At 70.0% G+C, this 20,620-nt stretch carries 19 protein-coding genes; 12 read left to right on the top strand and 7 right to left on the bottom strand.

The window, feature by feature from the left end; translation table 11 throughout:
• Positions 1 to 121 precede the first annotated feature (121 nt).
• Both ACFY8U_RS22720 and ACFY8U_RS22715 read right to left on the bottom strand, forming a co-directional pair.
• Entirely contained in the window at positions 122 to 856 is a 735-nt protein-coding gene (locus ACFY8U_RS22720) for a class I SAM-dependent methyltransferase (protein WP_389573274.1), read from the bottom strand.
• A gap of 92 nt (positions 857 to 948) precedes the next feature.
• Complete coding sequence (locus ACFY8U_RS22715; protein ID WP_361433217.1) at positions 949 to 1,545, bottom strand: DUF3043 domain-containing protein; 597 nt, start codon at positions 1,543 to 1,545, stop codon at positions 949 to 951.
• Positions 1,546 to 1,814: 269 nt separating this feature from the next.
• On the opposite strand from ACFY8U_RS22715, the gene ACFY8U_RS22710 reads away from it, so the two are divergent.
• From ACFY8U_RS22710 to ACFY8U_RS22690, 5 genes are all read left to right on the top strand, one after another.
• Positions 1,815 to 2,612: a PspA/IM30 family protein gene (locus ACFY8U_RS22710; protein ID WP_361593299.1), complete on the top strand. Its 798-nt coding sequence runs from the start codon at positions 1,815 to 1,817 to the stop codon at positions 2,610 to 2,612.
• A gap of 56 nt (positions 2,613 to 2,668) precedes the next feature.
• Positions 2,669 to 2,947, top strand: coding sequence for a hypothetical protein (locus tag ACFY8U_RS22705; protein WP_361433214.1), 279 nt, complete (start codon positions 2,669 to 2,671; stop codon positions 2,945 to 2,947).
• Positions 2,948 to 3,034: 87 nt separating this feature from the next.
• A complete protein-coding gene (locus tag ACFY8U_RS22700) occupies positions 3,035 to 4,264 on the top strand; it encodes a sensor histidine kinase (protein WP_389572877.1) in 1,230 nt (409 codons plus the stop codon).
• On the top strand, positions 4,261 to 4,953 hold the full coding sequence (locus ACFY8U_RS22695) for a response regulator (RefSeq protein ID WP_389572875.1): 693 nt from the start codon (positions 4,261 to 4,263) through the stop codon (positions 4,951 to 4,953). Before ACFY8U_RS22700 ends, ACFY8U_RS22695 begins: the two co-directional genes overlap by 4 nt.
• Positions 4,954 to 5,101: 148 nt before the next feature.
• A complete protein-coding gene (locus ACFY8U_RS22690) occupies positions 5,102 to 8,251 on the top strand; it encodes an efflux RND transporter permease subunit (protein WP_389572872.1) in 3,150 nt (1,049 codons plus the stop codon).
• Between the two features lie 85 nt (positions 8,252 to 8,336).
• Here the strand turns inward: ACFY8U_RS22690 and nadA are convergent, their stop codons facing one another.
• Positions 8,337 to 9,518 (bottom strand): quinolinate synthase NadA, encoded by a 1,182-nt coding sequence (gene nadA / locus ACFY8U_RS22685; protein ID WP_361433205.1) that lies wholly within the window; start codon positions 9,516 to 9,518, stop codon positions 8,337 to 8,339.
• A 261-nt stretch (positions 9,519 to 9,779) separates the two neighbouring features.
• Here nadA and ACFY8U_RS22680 point away from each other — a divergent pair, with 261 nt between their 5' ends.
• Positions 9,780 to 10,136, top strand: coding sequence for an iron-sulfur cluster assembly accessory protein (locus ACFY8U_RS22680; protein ID WP_018848827.1), 357 nt, complete (start codon positions 9,780 to 9,782; stop codon positions 10,134 to 10,136).
• Between the two features lie 81 nt (positions 10,137 to 10,217).
• Here the strand turns inward: ACFY8U_RS22680 and ACFY8U_RS22675 are convergent, their stop codons facing one another.
• Together ACFY8U_RS22675 and ACFY8U_RS22670 are read right to left on the bottom strand one after the other, a co-directional pair.
• A complete protein-coding gene (locus tag ACFY8U_RS22675) occupies positions 10,218 to 11,654 on the bottom strand; it encodes a hypothetical protein (protein WP_389572869.1) in 1,437 nt (478 codons plus the stop codon).
• A gap of 131 nt (positions 11,655 to 11,785) precedes the next feature.
• The gene (locus ACFY8U_RS22670; RefSeq protein ID WP_389572866.1) at positions 11,786 to 11,992 is read right to left on the bottom strand and encodes a hypothetical protein; all 207 of its coding nucleotides are present in this window, start codon (positions 11,990 to 11,992) and stop codon (positions 11,786 to 11,788) included.
• Between the two features lie 132 nt (positions 11,993 to 12,124).
• Between ACFY8U_RS22670 and ACFY8U_RS22665 the strand changes: the two genes are divergently transcribed.
• Entirely contained in the window at positions 12,125 to 13,099 is a 975-nt protein-coding gene (locus tag ACFY8U_RS22665; protein WP_361433199.1) for a carbohydrate kinase family protein, read from the top strand.
• Between the two features lie 136 nt (positions 13,100 to 13,235).
• Here the strand turns inward: ACFY8U_RS22665 and ACFY8U_RS22660 are convergent, their stop codons facing one another.
• Positions 13,236 to 14,618 (bottom strand): cysteine desulfurase/sulfurtransferase TusA family protein, encoded by a 1,383-nt coding sequence (locus ACFY8U_RS22660; protein WP_389572864.1) that lies wholly within the window; start codon positions 14,616 to 14,618, stop codon positions 13,236 to 13,238.
• Positions 14,619 to 14,903: 285 nt separating this feature from the next.
• On the opposite strand from ACFY8U_RS22660, the gene coxB reads away from it, so the two are divergent.
• The 4 genes from coxB to ACFY8U_RS22640 all read left to right on the top strand — a co-directional run bounded on the left by coxB (position 14,904) and on the right by ACFY8U_RS22640 (position 19,401).
• Positions 14,904 to 15,899, top strand: coding sequence for a cytochrome c oxidase subunit II (coxB, locus tag ACFY8U_RS22655; protein ID WP_389572861.1), 996 nt, complete (start codon positions 14,904 to 14,906; stop codon positions 15,897 to 15,899).
• Complete coding sequence (ctaD, locus tag ACFY8U_RS22650) at positions 15,896 to 17,632, top strand: cytochrome c oxidase subunit I (RefSeq protein WP_361433192.1); 1,737 nt, start codon at positions 15,896 to 15,898, stop codon at positions 17,630 to 17,632. The genes coxB and ctaD overlap by 4 nt, the downstream gene beginning before the upstream one ends.
• Positions 17,629 to 18,027 (top strand): cytochrome c oxidase subunit 4, encoded by a 399-nt coding sequence (locus tag ACFY8U_RS22645; RefSeq protein WP_352189325.1) that lies wholly within the window; start codon positions 17,629 to 17,631, stop codon positions 18,025 to 18,027. Before ctaD ends, ACFY8U_RS22645 begins: the two co-directional genes overlap by 4 nt.
• Positions 18,028 to 18,147: 120 nt before the next feature.
• On the top strand, positions 18,148 to 19,401 hold the full coding sequence (locus ACFY8U_RS22640) for an Ig-like domain-containing protein (protein ID WP_389572857.1): 1,254 nt from the start codon (positions 18,148 to 18,150) through the stop codon (positions 19,399 to 19,401).
• A gap of 3 nt (positions 19,402 to 19,404) precedes the next feature.
• Here ACFY8U_RS22640 and ACFY8U_RS22635 read toward each other — a convergent pair whose 3' ends face one another.
• The gene (locus ACFY8U_RS22635) at positions 19,405 to 19,806 is read right to left on the bottom strand and encodes a hypothetical protein (protein WP_389572855.1); all 402 of its coding nucleotides are present in this window, start codon (positions 19,804 to 19,806) and stop codon (positions 19,405 to 19,407) included.
• 177 nt (positions 19,807 to 19,983) lie between these two features.
• On the opposite strand from ACFY8U_RS22635, the gene ACFY8U_RS22630 reads away from it, so the two are divergent.
• Entirely contained in the window at positions 19,984 to 20,604 is a 621-nt protein-coding gene (locus ACFY8U_RS22630; protein WP_352189322.1) for a heme-copper oxidase subunit III, read from the top strand.
• Positions 20,605 to 20,620: the final 16 nt, after the last annotated feature.

Below are 20,620 nucleotides of genomic sequence, written 5' to 3'. Positions count from 1 at the left end.
GCCGATCAGGGGGCGTCGGACGCGCGGGGTCAGCCCCGGACACGTGCGGGGGGCGGCCCCGGACACGTGCGGCCGTCAGCCCCGGACACGCGCGGGCGTCAGCCCCGGACACGCGCGGGCGTCAGCCCCGGACCCCGCACAGATGCAGCAGTGCCGCGACCCTGCGGTACGGCTCCGCCCGCCCGGCCCGGTCCTCCGCCGCGAGCAGCCGCTCCAGCTCGTCGGCGGCCGGCAGGCCCACGTCGCCCGCCACCCCGTCGGTGAAGACCCGCACGCCGTACCAGGCGTGCAGCGGTGCGGCGATGCCCGCCAGCGTCGACGTCAGCGCGTCGAGCCGGTCGGCCCGGACCTTGAATCCGTTGTCGTCGGTGTACGTGTCCGACTCGAAGCCGGACAGCGCGCCCGACCAGTCCCCGGCCAGGCCCGGCCGCATGGCCAGGGCGTCGGCGTTCCGGACGACCAGGGAGAGCAGACCACCGGGCGCCAGCATGCGGGCGAGGCCCGCGAGGAGAGCGTCCGGCTCGTCCGCGTACATCAGCACGCCGTGGCAGAGCACGACGTCGAAGCTGCCCGGCAGGAAGTGGACGCCCGTCTCGCGGCCGTCGCCTTCGATCAGCCGGACCCGCTCACGGATCCCCGCCGGCTCGGTGGCCAGCGAGTCACGGGCGGCCTTCAGCAGCTCGGGATCGGACTCCAGACCGGTCACCGTGTGACCGGCCCTGGCGAGGCGCAGCGCCTGCGTGCCCTGCCCCATGCCCGCGTCCAGGATCCGCAGCCGCTGCCCCACCGGGTAGCGGCCGGATATCTGCTCGTCGAGCTGGCGCGCGACGAGCTCCTGGCGGACGGTCTCGCGCAGCCCGCCGTACCCGCTCGGCCACGGAGAGGTGGCGGGCAGCAGTGGACTGCCACCCGCTCCCGTATCCGTACCGGACTCGGAGCCGACCGCGCTCAGGGCCGCTCTCCGCGCTTGACCTGCGGCTTCGGCAGTCGCAGTCGGCGCATCTGGAGCGTACGCATCAGGCCGTAGGCCACGGCACCGCGCTTCGGCTCGTTCGGGAAGCGCTCGTTGAGCTGCTTCTTCAGACGGAGCCAGATGCCGATCGAGTCGATGACGATCATCACGATCACACCGAGCCAGAGCAGCAGAGAGACGTTCTGCAGCACCGGGACACGGATCATCGACAGCACGAGGATCACCACGGCCATCGGCAGGAAGAACTCGGCGATCGCGAAGCGCGAGTCGACGAAGTCGCGCACGAAGCGGCGGACCGGACCCTTGTCGCGGGCCGGCAGATAACGCTCGTCGCCGCTGGCCAGCGCCTCGCGCTGGCGTGCCAGGTCGGAGCGGCGGGCCTCGCGCTGGCGCTTGGCGGCCTCCTTGCGGTCGGTCGGCACCGTCGCGGCGCGACGGCGCTGGGTCTGCGCCTCACTCCGCTTCGGGGTCGGGCGGCCCTTGGGGGCCTCGGGGTCGCGGGGCTGCTTGGAGAGGTCCGCCGTCACCTTGTCGGTGGGGGCCTTCTCTTCCTTGGAACGGCTACGGAACACAAAGCCCAGGGTACGTGGTGGGGGGTGTGGACCCCAGTGCGGGCGGGAACGATCTGGTATCGGCCCGCGTCTGTGGGGGTACGTACGGACGACACGCACGGTTTCCCCGAGGTCCATCTACTCCCTGGGCCGGAGAGAGCCCGTTCGCACTCGTCCTTGGGGAGGAGCACATCCGGCCCCGAACAGTGCGTCAATGGAGACAGGGCCCGTACTGTGGATCCTGTTGGAGTGCTTGAGCCGAGTCCGTCAGAAGGGGGCGCGCGAAGCCCATGAGCGGTGTCATGAAGCGTATGGGGATGATCTTCCGCGCGAAGGCAAACAAGGCCCTTGACCGGGCCGAGGATCCGCGCGAGACCCTCGATTACTCCTACCAGAAGCAGCTGGAGCTCCTGCAGAAGGTCCGCCGGGGCGTCGCCGACGTGGCGACGTCGCGCAAGCGGCTCGAACTGCAGCTGAACCAGCTCCAGGGTCAGTCCGCGAAGCTGGAGGACCAGGGCCGCAAGGCGCTGGCGCTCGGCCGCGAGGACCTGGCCCGTGAGGCGCTCTCCCGGCGGGCGGCGCTCCAGCAGCAGGTGAGCGACCTCGAGGTGCAGCACCAGACGCTGCAGGGCGAGGAGGAGAAGCTCACGCTGGCGGCGCAGCGCCTCCAGGCCAAGGTGGACGCCTTCCGTACGAAGAAGGAGACCATCAAGGCGACGTACACGGCTGCCCAGGCGCAGACCCGGATCGCCGAGTCCTTCTCCGGCATCTCGGAGGAGATGAGCGACGTCGGTGTGGCCATCCAGCGCGCCGAGGACAAGACGGCGCAGCTCCAGGCACGGGCCGGCGCGATCGACGAGCTGCTCGCCTCGGGCGCTCTCGACGACCAGTCGGGCCTGGCCAAGGACGACATCCAGGCCGAGCTTGACCGGCTGTCCGGCGGTACGGACGTCGAGCTGGAGCTCCAGCGGATGAAGGCGGAGCTCGCCGGTGGGCCCTCGGCCTCGAAGCAGGCCATCGAGGGCGGCAACGGCGCGGCCGCGCCGCAGGACCAGCAGCAGTCCCAGCCCCGCTTCGACAAGCAGTAGAGCGAGCAGCAGAGCGGGAAGCCGCAGCGAGCAGGAACGAGCCCGAAGGACGCGTCATGATCGTACGGATCATGGGGGAGGGCCAGTGGACGCTGGCCGACAGCCACTTCGTCGAGCTGAACAAGCTGGACGACGAGCTGCTCGCAGAGATGGAGTCGGGGGACTCCGCCGGCTTCCGCCGGACCCTGTGCGCGCTGCTCGACGAGGTCCGCAGGCTCGGTGAGCCCCTCCCGGACGACGCCCTGGAGCCCTCCGAACTGATCCTGCCGTCGCCGGACGCGACCCTCGACGAGGTGCGCGAGATGCTCTCCGACGACGGCCTGATCCCCGGCTGAGCCGCCCGACTCCGACGCACCGGTGCCCCGCCCCCTCACCCGAGGGAGCGGGGCATCCGCGCGTCCCACCCCGTACCGTTGCCTGTCGTGACCTCCCTCGACAGCGGCTTCCAGCGGGGCCGGCAGTGGCTGCGGGCGCACCCCCTCGCCTGCGACGGGGCCCTCGCGTTCGCCGTGCTCGCCTGCATGATCACGGCCTCCTTCGCCGACCCCCACGGCAGCCGCAACGGTCCCACGTTCGGCGACCGCACCCCCGACGTGAGCAGCGTGCTCCTCATGGTCCTCGGCGCCGCCGCCCTCGTCCTGCGGCGCCGCGACCCCCTCGCCGTCCTGGCCTTCACCGGCGGTGTCACCCTCGCCGAGCTGATCACCGACAACAGTCCGGCCCCTGTCACGATGAGCGCCGTCATCGCGCTCTACACCGTCGCCGCCCGCACCGACCGCCCCACCACCTGGCGCGTCGGCCTCGTCACGATGGCCGTGCTGACCTGCGGGGCGATGCTGTTCGGACCCACCCCCTGGTACGCGCAGGAGAACCTCGGGATCTTCGCCTGGACCGGCATGGCCGCGGCCGCGGGTGACGCCGTCCGCAGCCGCCGCGCCTTCGTCGACGCCATACGGGAACGGGCCGAGCGCGCCGAGCGGACCCGGGACGAGGAGGCCCGGCGCCGGGTCGCCGAGGAACGCCTGCGGATCGCCCGCGACCTGCACGACGTCGTCGCCCACCACATCGCGCTGGTCAACGTCCAGGCCGGAGTCGCCGCCCACGTCATGGACAAGCGGCCCGACCAGGCCAAGGAGGCCCTGGCCCACGTCCGTAACGCCAGCCGCTCCGCCCTCAACGAGCTGCGTGCCACCGTCGGGCTGCTCCGCCAGTCCGGCGACCCGGAGGCGCCCACCGAACCGGCCCCCGGCCTCACCGTCCTCGACGAGCTCCTCGCGACCTTCCGCCACGCCGGCCTCCCGGTCGAGCTGGCGCGCGCCACCGACGACGCCGCGCTGCCGGCGGCCGTGGACCTCGCCGCGTACCGGATCATCCAGGAGGCGCTGACCAATGTGCAGAAGCACGCGGGCCCGGGCGCCAAGGCGGAGGTGAGCGTCGTACGGGTCGGCCGGACCGTCGAGATCACCGTCCTCGACAACGGCGTACCGCAGCAGGCGGCGCCCGACGACGGCACGGGGGGCCACGGGCTGATCGGCATGCGCGAGCGCGTCAGCGCCCTCGGCGGCACGCTGACCGCGGCACCCCGCTACGGCGGAGGCTTCCGCGTACAGGCGATACTGCCCGTGACGGCCCGTACGGGGGAGGACACATGACCATCCGGGTGCTGCTCGCCGACGACCAGGCGCTGCTCCGCAGCGCCTTCAAGGTGCTCGTGAACTCCGAGCCGGACATGGAGGTCGTCGCCGAGGCGGCGGACGGGGCCGAGGCCGTCGCGCTCGCCCGGTCCACCCGGGCCGACGTCGTCCTGATGGACATCCGGATGCCGGGTACGGACGGGCTGGCCGCGACCCGCCTCATCACCGCGGACCCGGAGCTGGCCGATGTACGGATCGTCATGCTGACCACCTTCGAGGTGGACGAGTACGTCGTGCAGTCGCTCCGCGCCGGGGCCTCGGGCTTCCTCGGCAAGGGGGCGGAGCCGGACGAACTGCTGAACGCCATCCGTATCGCCGCCGCCGGAGAGGCCCTGCTCTCGCCCGTCGCGACCAAGGGCCTGATCGCCAAGTTCCTGGCGCAGGGCGGCAGCTCGGGAACCGACGACGACCCGGACTCGCCGTCGTACTCCGAGCGTCTGGCCGCCCTCACCACCCGCGAACGCGAGGTCCTCGTCCTCGTCGCCGGCGGCCACTCCAACGACGAGATCGCCGAACGCCTGGAGGTCAGCCCCCTCACGGTGAAGACGCATGTGAACCGGGCCATGGCGAAACTCGGCGCGCGGGACCGGGCCCAGCTGGTGGTCACGGCGTACGAGTCGGGGCTGGTACGTCCAAGGGTGGAGTGAGGGAGTAGTCCGGCGTACTCCAGACGCGGTATGCGCCGGATAAGGATTTGGACCCCGGGGCCGAGGATCCGTCGCTTCCCATGGCTGATCGTGTAGGCGGGCACCCATCACCGCCCGCCTGCCGAGCACGCCACAGAAGAGAGACCCCATGTCCTGGCTGTCCAGATTCAGCCTCGCGCAACGGGCCCTGATCGGGCTGATGTCCATCGTGGCCATCGTCTTCGGGGCGATAGCCATCCCGCAGCTGAAGCAGCAACTGCTGCCCTCGATCGAGCTCCCGATGGTCTCGGTCCTCGCCCCCTACCAGGGCGCGTCCCCCGACGTGGTCGAGAAGCAGGTCGTCGAGCCGCTCGAGAACACGATCAAGGCCGTCGACGGCATCAAGGGCGTGACCTCCACCGCCTCCGAGGGCAACGCCCTCATCATGGCCACCTTCGACTACGGCGACGAGGGCACCAAGCAGCTCGTCGCCGACGTCCAGCAGGCCGTGAACCGGGCGCGCGTCGCGCTTCCGGAGGGTGTCGACCCGCAGGTCGTCGCCGGTTCCACCGACGACATCCCGACCGTCGTCCTCGCCGTCACCTCGGACAAGGACCAGCAGGCGCTCGCCGACCAGCTGGAGCGCACGGTCGTTCCGGCGCTCGAGGACATCGACGGTGTCGGCCAGGTCTCCATCGACGGCGTCCAGGACCTCCAGGTCTCCGTCACCCCGGACGACAGGAAGCTCGCCGCGGCCGGCCTCACCACCATGAAGCTCGCCGAGGCCATCCGGTCGGGTGGCGGCACGGTGCCCGCCGGCGCGTTCTCCGAGGACGGCAAGAGCCGCACGGTCCAGGTCGGCGGCGGCTTCACCTCGCTCCAGCAGCTCCAGGACCTGCGCATCAAGCCCGAGAAGGGCGAGGCCGTCCGTCTCGCCGACGTGGCCTCGGTGCGGCAGGAGGAGTCCTCGCGGGTCTCCATCACCCGTACCGACGGCAAGCCCAGCCTCGCGGTGATGGCCACCATGGACAACGACGGCAGCGCCGTCGCCATCTCCGACGCGGTCAAGGACAAGCTGCCCGACCTGCGCGAGGACCTCGGTTCGGGCGCCGAGCTCACCGTCGTCTCCGACCAGGGTCCCGCGGTCTCCAAGTCGATCTCCGGTCTGACCACGGAGGGCGCGCTCGGCCTCGTCATGGCCGTCCTGGTGATCCTGGTCTTCCTCGCCTCGATCCGCTCCACCCTGGTCACCGCGGTCTCCATCCCGCTCTCGGTCGTCCTGGCCCTGATCGTGCTGTGGACCCGGGACCTCTCGCTCAACATGCTGACGCTGGGCGCCCTCACCATCGCCATCGGCCGGGTCGTCGACGACTCGATCGTGGTCCTGGAGAACATCAAGCGGCACCTCGGCTACGGCGAGGAGCGCCAGGCCGCGATCCTCACCGCCGTACGCGAGGTCGCGGGCGCCGTGACCTCCTCCACGCTCACCACCGTCGCGGTCTTCCTGCCGATCGGTCTGGTCGGCGGCATGGTCGGCGAGCTGTTCGGATCGTTCAGCCTGACGGTCACCGCGGCCCTGCTCGCCTCGCTCCTCGTCTCGCTCACCGTCGTCCCGGTGCTCTCGTTCTGGTTCCTGCGCGCCCCCAAGGGCACGTCGGAGGACCCGGACGAGGCCCGGCGCCTCGCGGAGGAGAAGGAGAGCAGGAGCCGGCTCCAGCGCCTGTACGTCCCGGTCCTGCGGTTCGCGACCCGGCGCCGCCTCACCAGCGTGGCGATCGCGATCGTCGTCCTGGTCGGCACCTTCGGCATGGCTCCGCTCCTGAAGACGAACTTCTTCGACCAGGGCGAGCAGGAGGTCATGAGCATCAAGCAGGAGCTGGCTCCCGGCACCAGCCTGGCGGCGGCCGACGAGGCCGCGAAGAAGGTCGAGAAGGTCCTCGCCTCCACCGACGGTGTGAAGAACTACCAGGTCACGGTCGGTTCCTCGGGCTTCATGGCGGCCTTCGGCGGCGGCACGGGCGCCAACCAGGCCTCGTACCAGGTGACGCTGGAGGACTCGGCGTCGTACGAGAAGACCCGCGACGCCATCGACACGGCCCTCGGCGCGCTCGACGGCATCGGCGACACGACGATCGCGGCGGGCGACGGCTTCGGCAGCCAGGACCTGAGCGTCGTGGTCAAGGCCTCCGACGCGGACACCCTGAAGAAGGCATCCGAGGCGGTCAAGGCCGAGGTGGCCACGCTCGACGACGTCACCGACGTCCAGAGCGACCTGTCGCAGTCCGTGCCCCGGATCTCCGTCAAGGCCAACGCGAAGGCGGCGGACCTCGGCTTCGACGACACCACGCTCGGTATGGCCGTCGCGCAGGCGGTCCGGGGCACCCCGGCGGGCAAGGCGATCCTCGACGACACCGAGCGGGACATCGTCCTGACCTCGGCGAAGCCGGCCACCACGATGGCGAGCCTGAAGGCGCTGCCGCTCGGACCGGTCAAGCTCGGCGACATCGCCGAGGTGAAGCTGGTCCCGGGCCCGGTCTCGATGACCCGGATCGACGGCTCGCGGGCCGCGACGATCACGGCCAAGCCGACCGGTGACAACACGGGCGCGGTGAGCACCGAGCTCCAGTCGAAGATCGCCGCGCTCGACCTCCCGAAGGGCGCGACCGCGTCCATCGGCGGTGTCTCCGAGGACCAGTCCGAGGCGTTCGTCAACCTCGGCCTGGCGATGCTCGCGGCGATCGCGATCGTCTTCATGCTCCTGGTCGCGACCTTCAAGTCGCTGATCCAGCCGCTGATCCTGCTGGTGTCGATCCCGTTCGCGGCGACCGGCGCGATCGGTCTGCTCGTGCTCACGGGCACGGCGATGGGTGTCCCGGCGATGATCGGCATGCTGATGCTGATCGGCATCGTGGTCACCAACGCGATCGTCCTGATCGACCTGATCAACCAGTACAGGGCGCAGGGCCTCGGTGTCGTCGAGGCGGTCGTCGAGGGTGGCCGCCACCGGCTCCGCCCGATCCTGATGACGGCTCTGGCGACGATCTTCGCGCTGCTTCCGATGGCGCTCGGTATCACCGGCGAGGGCGGCTTCATCGCCCAGCCGCTGGCGGTGGTGGTGATCGGCGGTCTGATCACCTCGACGCTGCTGACGCTGCTGCTGGTCCCGACGCTCTACGCGATGGTGGAGCTCCGCAAGGAGCGCCGCGCGAAGAAGAAGGCGGCGAAGAAGGCGAAGAAGGACGGCGGCTCCCGGGACAACCCGGAGCAGCCGGACACGAGCCCCGCGGACGCGACGTTCCTGGACGCGCTCGACGTCTGACGGGCGAGGCCACGACGACCGGAGGCCCGGCCCGGCACCCAAGGTGCCGAGCCGGGCCTCCGGCGTACGGGTCGAGGAAGAAGCGTTACGGCAGGGCGAGCATCCGCTCCAGTGCCAGCTTCGCGAAGCTCTCCGTCTCCTTGTCGACCTGGATCCGGTTCACCAGGTTGCCCTCCGCGAGGGACTCCAGCGCCCACACCAGGTGCGGCAGGTCGATCCGGTTCATCGTCGAGCAGAAGCAGACCGTCTTGTCGAGGAAGACGACCTCCTTGTCCGGGTGCGCGTTGGCGACGCGGCGGACCAGGTTCAGCTCCGTGCCGATCGCCCACTTCGAGCCGGCCGGGGCCGCCTCGAGCGTCTTGATGATGTACTCCGTCGAGCCGACGTAGTCGGCGGCGGCGACGACCTCGTGCTTGCACTCCGGGTGCACCAGCACGTTCACGCCCGGGATCCGCTCGCGCACGTCGTTGACCGAGTCCAGCGAGAACCGGCCGTGCACCGAGCAGTGGCCCCGCCACAGGATCATCTTGGCGTTCCGCAGCTCCTCGACGGTCAGGCCGCCGTTCGGCTTGTGCGGGTTGTACAGGACGCAGTCGTCCAGTGACATGCCCATGTCCCGCACCGCCGTGTTCCGGCCGAGGTGCTGGTCGGGCAGGAACAGGACCTTCTCGCCCTGCTCGAAGGCCCAGTCGAGGGCTCGCTTGGCGTTGGACGAGGTGCAGATCGTGCCCCCGTGCTTGCCCGTGAAGGCCTTGATGTCGGCCGAGGAGTTCATGTACGAGACGGGGACGACCTGCTCGGCCACCCCGGCCTCGGTCAGCACGTCCCAGCACTCGGCGACCTGCTCGGCGGTGGCCATGTCGGCCATCGAGCAGCCGGCCGCGAGGTCCGGCAGCACGACCTTCTGGTCGTCGGTGGTGAGGATGTCGGCCGATTCGGCCATGAAGTGCACACCGCAGAAGACGATGTACTCGGCCTCCGGGCGCGCGGCCGCGTCGCGGGCGAGCTTGAAGGAGTCGCCCGTGACGTCGGCGAACTGGATGACCTCGTCGCGCTGGTAGTGGTGGCCGAGCACGAAGACCTTGTCCCCGAGCTTCTCCTTGGCCGCGCGGGCGCGCGCCACCAGGTCGGGGTCGGAGGGCGACGGAAGGTCGCCGGGACACTCCACTCCGCGCTCGCTCTTGGGGTCGGCCTCGCGGCCGAGCAGCAGGAGGGCGAGCGGCGTCGGCTGGACGTCCAGGGGCTGGGCGGTGGTCACGTCACGCACCCTTTCTTTCTGCGGAAGACCTTTTCGTCTAAATGACGCTATCTATCATAACCGCTTCACGTCAGTTTGACGATGTCCATAGTGTCGATGTGACGAATTCGCGGTGCCCGAATCGGATCTTGCCGTTCTCCGGTCCGCGAGCGGGTGTGCGAGCATGAAGGGGACAAGACGTGAGAGCCGAGCCTCGCCCGGAATGAATCCGGGGCCCCGCCGGTTGCACCCGTCGGCAAGCAGTCTCCGTACAACCCGGGAGAGAAGCAGATGTCCGTATCGGACGAGAAGACCACTGTCAGCGACGGCATCCTCCTGTCTGACGCCGCCGCGGCCAAGGTCAAGGCCCTGCTCGACCAGGAAGGCCGCGACGACCTGGCGCTGCGCGTCGCCGTACAGCCCGGCGGCTGCTCCGGCCTGCGCTACCAGCTCTTCTTCGACGAGCGTTCGCTCGACGGCGACGTCGTCAAGGACTTCGACGGCGTCAAGGTCGTCACCGACCGGATGAGCGCCCCGTACCTGGGCGGCGCCTCCATCGACTTCGTCGACACCATCGAGAAGCAGGGCTTCACGATCGACAACCCGAACGCCACGGGCTCCTGCGCCTGCGGCGACTCGTTCAGCTAAGTCGTCAGCCGTACGTACGAAGGCGGCCGCCCCGGAATCCCGGGGCGGCCGCCTTCGTACGTATGCCGTCGTCCGCCTGCCTCACTTACGCGGGACGGGCTCCCCGCTCGGCGCGTCCACGACCGTCCGGCCGCCCAGCGGCTGCTCGAGCGTCACCGTCCGGGTCACCTCGACCGCCATGGCGATGCACGCCCTGCCCGGCTCCATCGGCTTCTCCGTCACCCGCACGGTGACCTTGTCGGCGCTCTCCCCGGCCGTCGCCGTGTACTCGCTGCACACCCCGCCCCAGAAGGTGACCGACAGCTTCGTGCCGGCGCCGTCGACCCGGTACGACGTGAGCTGCCGCTCGGGCGCCGTGCCCTCGCCCGGATCCCGCGCCGGGGGCGGCGTCGGACTGGGCTTCGCCGGGGGTGCCAGGTGCTCCGGCGCCACCGCCGTCCGTACGACCGTGTGGGGCTTCGCCCCGGCCTCCGCCTCCACCTGGAAGAGCCAGGACGGTACGAGAGCCCGCTCACCGTCCACGAACTGCGACGCGAGCCCGAGGACCGCGCCCGTGACCGCCAGCTCCTTCGGCTTGCCGTCCGGCTCGCAGGTCACCGTCGGGGCCTCCCCGGCCGGCGGATCGGTCGCGCAGCCGCCGATCCCGATCGAGCCGGGACCGGACGACGCCTTGTTCAGCTCCTCAAGAGCCTTCTCGGCATCGATCAGGGGGTACTCGGCACCCTTCGCCGGCTCCTTCAACTGCCCGGTGCCCGCGACCAGTTCACCGCCCGGACCGACATGGATGCCGGTCGACCAGCCGTACGTCGGCAGCCCGCCCACCACCGGATCGGCGTTGACGACCCGTACCGCCCCCATCAGCTGGCCCGCGTCCAGCTTCGCGTCCTCCTGGCCGATCGCCTTCAGTACGGGAGTGGCCGCCGCCCTCGCCGCCGCCTCGCTTACCGGCCCGCCGCTCGGGGGCTTCACCTCGCCCGGCGGCGGACATGCCTTGCCCTTGAGGCAGGTGTCGCCCGCCGGACCCCCGTCGTACCGCGAGAACGTCCAGCTGCCCGGGGCCTCGGCCGACACGTCGAGCCGCAGCCCCGAGCCGTCCTTCTCCGGCGCGATCTTCCAGACCTCGCCCTCCAGGCGCGGCGCGCCCGGGATGCCGAGGGCCTGGGCCAGTCGGGTGACCTCCGCCGAGGTGACGCGGCCCTCGGGCCGGTGGACGGCGGCCGAGGAGGGCCCGTCGGGGAGGGGGCCCTCGGCCCGGTAGACGGCCCCGCCGCCATTGGGGTCGGGCTCGCCGGGCGCGATCCCGGACCCGCCGTCGGTACCGCCCGTGCCGTCCGCGCCGCCCTTCGCGTCGAGGCGCAGCGGCGGGGGAGCGGCCGCACCCGCGGGGCGGGCGTCACCCGCGTCGGACGCCGCGGTCGCCAGATACACCCCGCCGCCCCCGGCCAGCAGGACGCCCGTCGCCACCGAGGCCACGAGCAGCGGCCGGTGCCGCATCCGCCGGTTCTCCGTACCGCTCACCGCATCGCTCCTTCGTCCCTGACCCCGGAAGGCGTCTCCCCGGGAAGCATCCTCCGGAAGACATCCCCCGGACGACATCAGTGGGACGGAACGGGCGAGCGGGTGGTTCCGTCGCTCAGGTGCCGGATCGCTCAGGCGCCGTAGTCGGACGTCGCGGCGATCAGCCGAGCCGACGCGGGCGGAACGACGACACCGTGGATCCGCGCGGGGGAGACCCTGGCGGGCGTGGCGACCGCGGGCAGCACCCAGTGGGGGGCCATCCGCGCACTGTCGCCGCACAGCTGGGCCAGGCTGAACTCGGACTCCTGACGCTCACGACGAGCGGGGTACGTGGACATAAGCGCACCGTACGCACGCCATGGCTTCGGGGAAAAGGCCTACTCTGGGGTAGTTTCCACTGTTCGGCAGGGCGGCCCCCAGCCGGTAGCGTGAACTGTCAACCCCTTTCCGTCCCGCAGGAGCGCCCAGCCGTGCGTATCGCAGTCACCGGCTCCATCGCCACCGACCACCTCATGACCTTCCCCGGCCGGTTCGCAGACCAGCTCGTCGCGGACCAGCTGCACACGGTCTCCCTCTCCTTCCTCGTCGACAACCTCGACATCCGTCGGGGAGGCGTGGGCCCGAACATCTGCTTCGGCATGGGCCAGCTCGGCGGCAACCCGATCCTCGTGGGTGCGGCCGGTTACGACTTCGACGAGTACCGCGCCTGGCTCGACCGCCACGGCGTCGACACCGGATCGGTGCGGATCTCCGAGGTCCTGCACACCGCCCGCTTCGTCTGCACCACGGACAAGGACCACAACCAGATCGGCTCCTTCTACACGGGTGCGATGAGCGAGGCCCGGCAGATCGAGCTGAAGGCCGTCGCGGACCGCGTGGGCGGCCTCGACCTCGTCCTGATCGGCGCCGACGACCCCGAGGCGATGCTGCGCCACACCGAGGAGTGCAAGACCCGGGGCATCCCCTTCGCCGCGGACTTCTCCCAGCAGATCGCGCGGATGGACGGCCACGAGATCCGCACGCTCCTGGACGGCGCCACCTACCTCTTCTCCAACGAGTACGAGAAGGGACTCATCGAGTCCAAGACCGGCTGGTCCGACGAGGAGATCCTCGGCCGGGTCGGCCACCGGGTCACCACGCTCGGCTCGCGCGGTGTGCGCATCGAGAGCAAGGGCGGGGAGACCGTCGAGGTCGGCTGCGCGGAGGAGGAGGCCAAGGTCGACCCGACCGGCGTCGGCGACGCCTTCCGCGCCGGCTTCCTCACGGGCCTGTCCTGGGGCGTCAGCCTGGAGCGCGCGGCTCAGGTCGGCTGCATGCTCGCCACGCTGGTGATCGAGACCCTGGGCACCCAGGAGTACACGCTGCGCCGGGCGAACTTCATGGAGCGCTTCACCAAGGCGTACGGCGACGAGGCCGCGGCCGAGGTCCAGACGCACCTGAGCTGACCCGCCAGGGGCTCCGCCCACGGCGGAGCCCCTGTGCCACCCGGCGCGGAGCCCCTGTGCCCCACCCGGCGCGGAGCCCCTGTGCCCCACCCGGCGCGGAGCCCCTGCGCGGACGCCACGTCTCCTCGCGCACCGCCTAGGCCACCCGGCGCACCACGTACGCCGACCCGCCCCTCGGGGACGGCTCCTCGCCCACGTACTCCTGGCCGCGCATCTCGCACCAGGCCGGGATGTCCAGGCGGGCCGCCTCGTCGTCCGCGAGGACCGTGACCGTGCCCCCCACCGGCACGTCGCCGATCACCTTCGCCAGCTCGATCACCGGGATCGGGCAGCGCTTGCCCAGGGCGTCGACCACGAGCGACCCCGAGACGCCCGGCTCCGTCGTCGCCTCCGGCGCGCCGAGCCGCTCCCGTACCTGCGCGACCACCCCCGGCAGCACCGCCAGGAAGCGGTCCACGTCCTCCTCCGAGGTGCCCGTGGGCAGAGACACCCGGACGTTGCCCTCGCTCAGTACCCCCATCGCGCGCAGCACATGGCTGGGCGTCAGCGTCGAGCTCGTACACGACGAACCGGACGAAACGGAGAAACCCTCCCGGTCCAGCTCGTGCAGCAACGTCTCACCGTCGACATAGAGACAGGAGAAGGTGACGAGATGGGGGAGCCGGCGCACCGGGTCGCCCACCACCTCCACATCCGGCACCAGCTCCGGAACCCGTGCCCGGATCCGGTCCACCAGACCCCGTAGCCGCGCCCCTTCGGCCTCCGCCTCCGCCCGTACCGCCCGCAGCGACGCCGCCGCCGCCACGATCGCCGGCAGGTTCTCGAAACCGGCCGCCCGCCCCGACTCCCGTTCGTCCGCCGGGCCTTGGGGCGAGAAGCGGACACCCTTACGGACCGCCAGCAGGCCCACGCCCGCCGGACCGCCCCATTTGTGCGCACTCGCCGCGAGCAGCGACCAGGCCCCCTCCACCGGCCCCCAGCCCAGCGACTGCGCCGCGTCCACGAGCAGGGGCACCCCCGCCGCCCCGCAGGCCTCCGCGACCTCCGCGACCGGCTGCGCCGTCCCCACCTCGTGGTTGGCGGACTGCAGACAGGCCAGCGCCGTCCCCGGCTCCAGGGCCGCCGCGAAGGCCGCGGCCTCCACCGCCCCCGACCGGCCCACCGGCACCTCCGTCAGCGACCCGCCCGCCGCCGCGTGCGTCTCGGCCGCGTGCAGGACGGAGGAGTGCTCGACCGCCGAGACCACCAGCCGGGTCCCGACACGCCGACGCCCCGCGAGCGCGCCGGAAATTCCGGAATGGACCGCCCGTGTCCCCGAAGGAGTGAACACCAGCTCGTCGGGCCGGCAGCCCACCGCCTCAGCGGCGGCCTCCCGCGCCGCGTCGAGCAGCATCCTGGCCCGCCGCCCCTCCCGGTAGAGCCGGGCCGGGTCGGCCCAGCCCTCGTCCAGGGAGGCAAGCAGCGCCTGGCGGGCGACGGGGTGGAGCGGGGCGGAGGAGGCGGCGTCGAAGTAGGGCACTCGAATACGCTAGCCCGCGATCCGTAATCCCCCGTCAGATGCCCCGCCCGGACCGTCGATCGCCGCACGTCCGGGGGGTCGCGGCCCCCTCGCGGAGGCCAGGAGTCCACCCCTTCGGGGAGTCGGACGGCGCGTTGGGCACCCTCCCCGCGCGACCCCAAATAGCGTCCAGTAGGGTTTGGTCCGCATAAACATCCAAACCCCTGCCCGCGGCCGGGGCGGCGACCGACCAGCGAGGCGGCCGTAGCCGACCAGCGCGGGCCGAGACTCTCGGGAAGGCGCTACGTGAGTCCCAACGGCTCCGACCTCCCCCGCAGCCAAGGCGCGGGTGGTACCCCCACGTCTCGGCGCCCGATGCGGCGGAAGCTGCCGCAGGTGCTGACTGCGGGCCTGATCCTGGCGACAGCCACCGGCTGCTCGTACAACTGGGAAGACTTCCCCCGCCTTGGTATGCCCACCCCCGTCACGGAAGAGGCTCCCACGATCCTCTCCCTCTGGCAGGGTTCGTGGGCCGCTGCGCTCGTCACGGGCGTGCTGGTGTGGGGGCTGATCCTGTGGTCCGTCATGTTCCACCGGCGCAGCCGCACCAAGGTCGAGGTTCCTCCGCAGACGCGGTACAACATGCCCATCGAGGCGCTGTACACGGTCACCCCGCTCATCATCGTGTCGGTGCTCTTCTACTTCACCGCGCGCGACGAGTCGAAGCTCCTGTCGCTCTCCGCCAAGCCGGCCCACACGATCAACGTGGTCGGCTACCAGTGGAGCTGGGGCTTCAACTACATCGAGAACGTGCCCGGGGTGACGGGTGACGCACAGACGGCCCCGAACCTCGACGCCATTCCGGACAAGTACCAGGACCAGTTCCCGGCGAACGCCGGCGGTGTCTACGACGCCGGTATCCCCGGTGACCGGAACCCGCAGACCGGCAACCCGGGCCCGACCCTGTGGCTGCCGAAGGGCGAGAAGGTCCGGTTCGTCCTGACCTCCCGTGACGTCATCCACTCCTTCTGGGTGGTCCCCTTCCTGTTCAAGCAGGACGTCATCCCGGGTCACACCAACGTCTTCGAGGTGACCCCGAACCAGGAGGGCACTTTCCTCGGAAAGTGCGCCGAGCTGTGCGGCGTCGACCACTCCCGGATGCTCTTCAACGTCAAGGTGGTCTCTCCTGAGCGCTACCAGCAGCACCTGAAGGAGCTGGCGGAGAAGGGGCAGACCGGCTACATCCCGTCCGGCATCGAGCAGACGGACCCGGCCAGGAATGCGGAGAAGAACCAACTGTGAGCATCCTCAACGAACCCCAGGGTGCGGCCGCGGCTGAGGACTCGTACGAGAACGAGCTCCCGGTACGCCGCAAGCAGCCCGGCAACGTCGTGGTGAAGTGGCTGACGACCACGGACCACAAGACGATCGGCACGATGTACCTCGTGACGTCGTTCGTCTTCTTCTGCATCGGCGGCGTGATGGCGCTCTTCATGCGCGCCGAGCTGGCCCGTCCGGGCACGCAGATCATGTCGAACGAGCAGTTCAACCAGGCGTTCACCATGCATGGCACCGTCATGCTGCTGATGTTCGCGACGCCGCTGTTCGCCGGATTCGCGAACTGGATCATGCCGCTGCAGATCGGCGCGCCCGACGTGGCGTTCCCGCGGCTGAACATGTTCGCGTACTGGCTGTACCTCTTCGGCTCGCTCATCGCCGTGGGTGGCTTCCTCACCCCGCAGGGTGCCGCCGACTTCGGCTGGTTCGCCTACTCCCCGCTGTCGGACGCCGTCCGTTCGCCGGGTGTCGGCGCCGACCTCTGGATCATGGGCCTGGCCTTCTCCGGCTTCGGCACGATCCTGGGCTCGGTCAACTTCATCACCACGATCATCTGCATGCGCGCTCCGGGCATGACGATGTTCCGCATGCCGATCTTCACCTGGAACGTGCTGCTGACCGGTGTGCTGGTCCTGCTCGCCTTCCCGGTCCTCGCCGCCGCGCTCTTCGCGCTGGAGGCCGACCGCAAGTTCGGCTCGCACATCTTCGACGCGTCCAACGGTGGCGCGCTGCTGTGGCAACACCTCTTCTGGTTCTTCGGCCACCCAGAGGTGTACATCATCGCGCTGCCGTTCTTCGGCATCGTCTCCGAAGTGATCCCGGTCTTCAGCCGCAAGCCGATGTTCGGCTACATCGGTCTGGTGGCCGCGACCATCGCGATCGCCGGTCTCTCCGTGACCGTGTGGGCCCACCACATGTACGTCACAGGCGGCGTCCTCCTGCCGTTCTTCTCCTTCATGACGTTCCTCATCGCCGTACCGACCGGTGTGAAGTTCTTCAACTGGATCGGAACGATGTGGAAGGGCTCGTTGTCCTTCGAGACACCGATGCTCTGGACGATCGGCTTCCTGGTCACCTTCACCTTCGGTGGTCTGACCGGCGTCATCCTGGCCTCGCCGCCGATGGACTTCCACGTCTCCGACTCGTACTTCGTCGTCGCGCACTTCCACTACGTCGTCTTCGGCACCGTGGTCTTCGCGATGTTCGCCGGCTTCCACTTCTGGTGGCCGAAGTTCACGGGCAAGATGCTGGACGAGCGGCTCGGCAAGATCACCTTCTGGACGCTCTTCATCGGCTTCCACGGCACGTTCCTGGTCCAGCACTGGCTGGGTGCCGAGGGCATGCCGCGCCGGTACGCGGACTACCTGGACGCCGACGGCTTCACCGCGCTGAACACGATCTCGACGATCTCCTCGTTCCTGCTCGGCCTGTCGATCCTGCCGTTCATGTACAACGTCTGGAAGACCGCCAAGTACGGCAAGAAGATCGAGGTCGACGACCCGTGGGGTTACGGCCGTTCGCTGGAGTGGGCCACCTCCTGCCCGCCCCCGCGGCACAACTTCCTCACCCTGCCGCGGATCCGCTCAGAATCCCCGGCGTTCGACCTGCACCACCCTGAGATCGCCGCTCTCGACCAGCTCGAGAACAAGCCGCACGAGGCCGAGGCCCTCACCGGCAGCAAGGAGGCCGGCAAGTGAAGATCCAGGGCAAGATGTTCATCTGGCTGAGCGTCTTCATCCTCGCCATGGCGATCCTCTATGGCGTGTGGTCGAAGGAGCCGGTCGGCACCACGGCGCTCTTCCTGGCCTTCGGCCTCGCCATCATGATCGGCTACTACCTGGCCTTCACGGCCCGGCGTGTCGACGCGATGGCGCAGGACGACAAGGAGGCGGACGTCGCGGACGAGGCCGGCGAGGTGGGCTTCTTCGCCCCCCACAGCTGGCAGCCGCTCTCGCTCGCCATCGGTGGTGCGCTCGCCTTCCTCGCCGTCGCGATGGGCTGGTGGATCCTGTACTTCTCGGCTCCGCTGATCCTGGTCGGCCTGTTCGGCTGGGTGTTCGAGTTCTACCGCGGTGAGAACCAGAACCAGTAGCCCGTAGCGGTACCACGCAACACCCCGAGGGGCCCGGACACTTCGTCACCCGAAGTGTCCGGGCCCCTCGTTTGCAGTACTCGGCGCGCTGGCCGCGAGGATTGTTCTTACGGTGATGTCATGAACGACACGCCGCGCATTCGGACTGTTCTGAGCTGCACCCTTATGGCCCTCATGGTCACCGTCGGCGCCGGTGCCTGCGCGGGCACCGACGGCAACCCGCTGTCCACCAAGCCCTACGACGCCGCGGAGCAGGTCTCCTTCAGCGCCCCGGAGGACGGCAAGAAGGCCGACCCGGACAAGGCGCTGGAGATCAAGGCCAAGGGCGCGGACGGCCGCATCACGGACGTGACGGCCGTCGACGGCGGCGGGCACCACCTGGCCGGCGAACTCACCGCGGACGGCCTTCTCTGGCGCTCCACGGGCTCACTGACGGCCGGCGCCCGCTACACCGTCAAGGTGTCCACGGAGGACGAGGACGGAGCTCCTGGTACCCGTACGTTCACCTTCGAGACGGCCCCGGCCAAGCGGGCCCTGACCGTCGCGTTCGGCCCGGAGGCGGGCACGTACGGCGTCGGACAGCCCATCACGGCCGAGCTCAGCCTCCCCGTCAAGGACCTGGCGGCCCGCAAGGTCGTCGAACGGGCCCTGAAGGTGCGCTCCACCCCGGCCGTCGTCGGCTCCTGGCACTGGGTGGACGACCGGAAACTGCACTTCCGTCCGAAGGAGTACTGGCCCGCCGGCGCGGCCGTCACGGCCACCGCCAACCTCGCCGGCGTCAAGGTCGGCGACAAGGTGTACGGCGGGGACTCCAAGCCGCTGAAGCTGACGATCGGCGACCGGATCGAGGCCGTCGCGGACGCGGGCTCGTACTCCATGACCGTGCGGCGCAACGGAGAAGTGATCAAGACCATCCCGGTGACCACCGGTAAACCGGGCTTCTCCACCCGAAACGGCATCAAGGTCGTGCTCGGCAAGGAGTACTACGTCCGGATGCGGGGCACCAGCGTCGGCATCGCGGAAGGCAGCTCGGAGTCGTACGACCTGCCCGTCTACTACGCGACCCGGGTCACCTGGAGCGGCGAGTACGTCCACGCCGCGCCCTGGTCCGTGGGCTCGCAGGGGTTCGCGAACGTCAGCCACGGCTGTGTCGGCATGTCGACGGGCAACGCGGCCTGGTTCTTCGAGACCGTCCGTCCGGGCGACATCGTGCAGACCGTCAACAGCATCGGCGACATGATGGACCCGTTCGGGAACGGCTTCGGCGACTGGAACCTGCCCTGGGACAAGTGGCGCGAGGGCAGCGCCCTGGTGGCCGACACCAAGAGCGCCGCGCACGAGCCGGCCCCGAGCCGCCTGCAGCCGTCGATCTGACCGTCAGGCGTCGATGGAGAGACGTGAACGGAGGAGGGCGGACAGGGACGCCGCGAACTCGACCGGTTCCACCGGAAGGGTGACCGCGGCGTCCGCGCGGCTCCAGGTGGCCAGCCACGCGTCCTGCGGGCGGCCGATCAGGAGCAGCACCGGCGGGCAGCGGAAGACCTCGTCCTTGATCTGCCGGCAGACGCCCATGCCACCCGCAGGGACCGCCTCGCCGTCCAGGACGCAGGCGTCGATGCCGCCCTCCTCCAGCCGCTTGAGCACGGCCGGGAGTGTCGCGCATTCGATGAACTCGACCGGCGGAACGTCGGCCGCGGGCCTGCGACCCGCAGCCAGCCGCACCTGTTCCCGCGTGTTCGCGTCGTCGCTGTAGACCAGGACTGTGGCGCTCGACTGCATCGTTCCTCCGTGAAGGTCATCAACCGATGCGCGGGATGCTACTCCGTCCCACACCCCGTCAACACCGGTACGACACCGGTTGGGAGGCCACTTCGATGGGCCGTTCGGGCTGGACAGAGGCCCCTGACACTCCGAACGGCACCCCCCGGAGTGAGGGCGGGATAAGCGACCGACATAATGTCGGTCGTGGCGACAGTAACGACAGTAGAAACCGGGCACGCGCACCCGTCGGTCAATCGACCGAACCTCACCAGCGTCGGAACCATCATCTGGCTGAGTTCCGAGCTGATGTTCTTCGCGGCCCTCTTCGCGATGTACTTCACCCTGCGATCGGTGACCGGTCCCGAGTTCTGGACGGAAAAGGCCGACGCCTTGAACTTCCCGTTCTCGGCGACCAACACCACGATCCTGGTGCTCTCCTCGCTCACCTGCCAGCTCGGCGTCTTCGCCGCCGAGCGGGGCGATGTGAAGAAGCTCCGGACGTGGTTCATCATCACGTTCGTGATGGGTGCGATCTTCATCGGCGGCCAGGTCTTCGAGTACACCGAGCTGGTCAAGCACGAGGGGCTCTCGCTCTCGTCGGACCCGTACGGCTCGGTGTTCTACCTGACCACCGGCTTCCACGGCCTGCATGTGACGGGCGGTCTCATCGCCTTCCTGCTGGTCCTGGGCCGGACGTACGCCGCCAAGAGGTTCACTCACGAGCAGGCAACCGCCGCCATCGTCGTGTCCTACTACTGGCACTTCGTCGATGTCGTCTGGATCGGCCTCTTCGCCACGATCTACATGATCAAGTAATCGGGTCCCGGGACCC

This window comes from Streptomyces sp. NPDC012508 (genome assembly GCF_042902595.1).
Classification (GTDB): domain Bacteria; phylum Actinomycetota; class Actinomycetes; order Streptomycetales; family Streptomycetaceae; genus Streptomyces.
The sequence above is the reverse complement of the archived record's forward strand: the minus strand, read 5'-3'. Positions and strand labels throughout refer to the sequence as shown.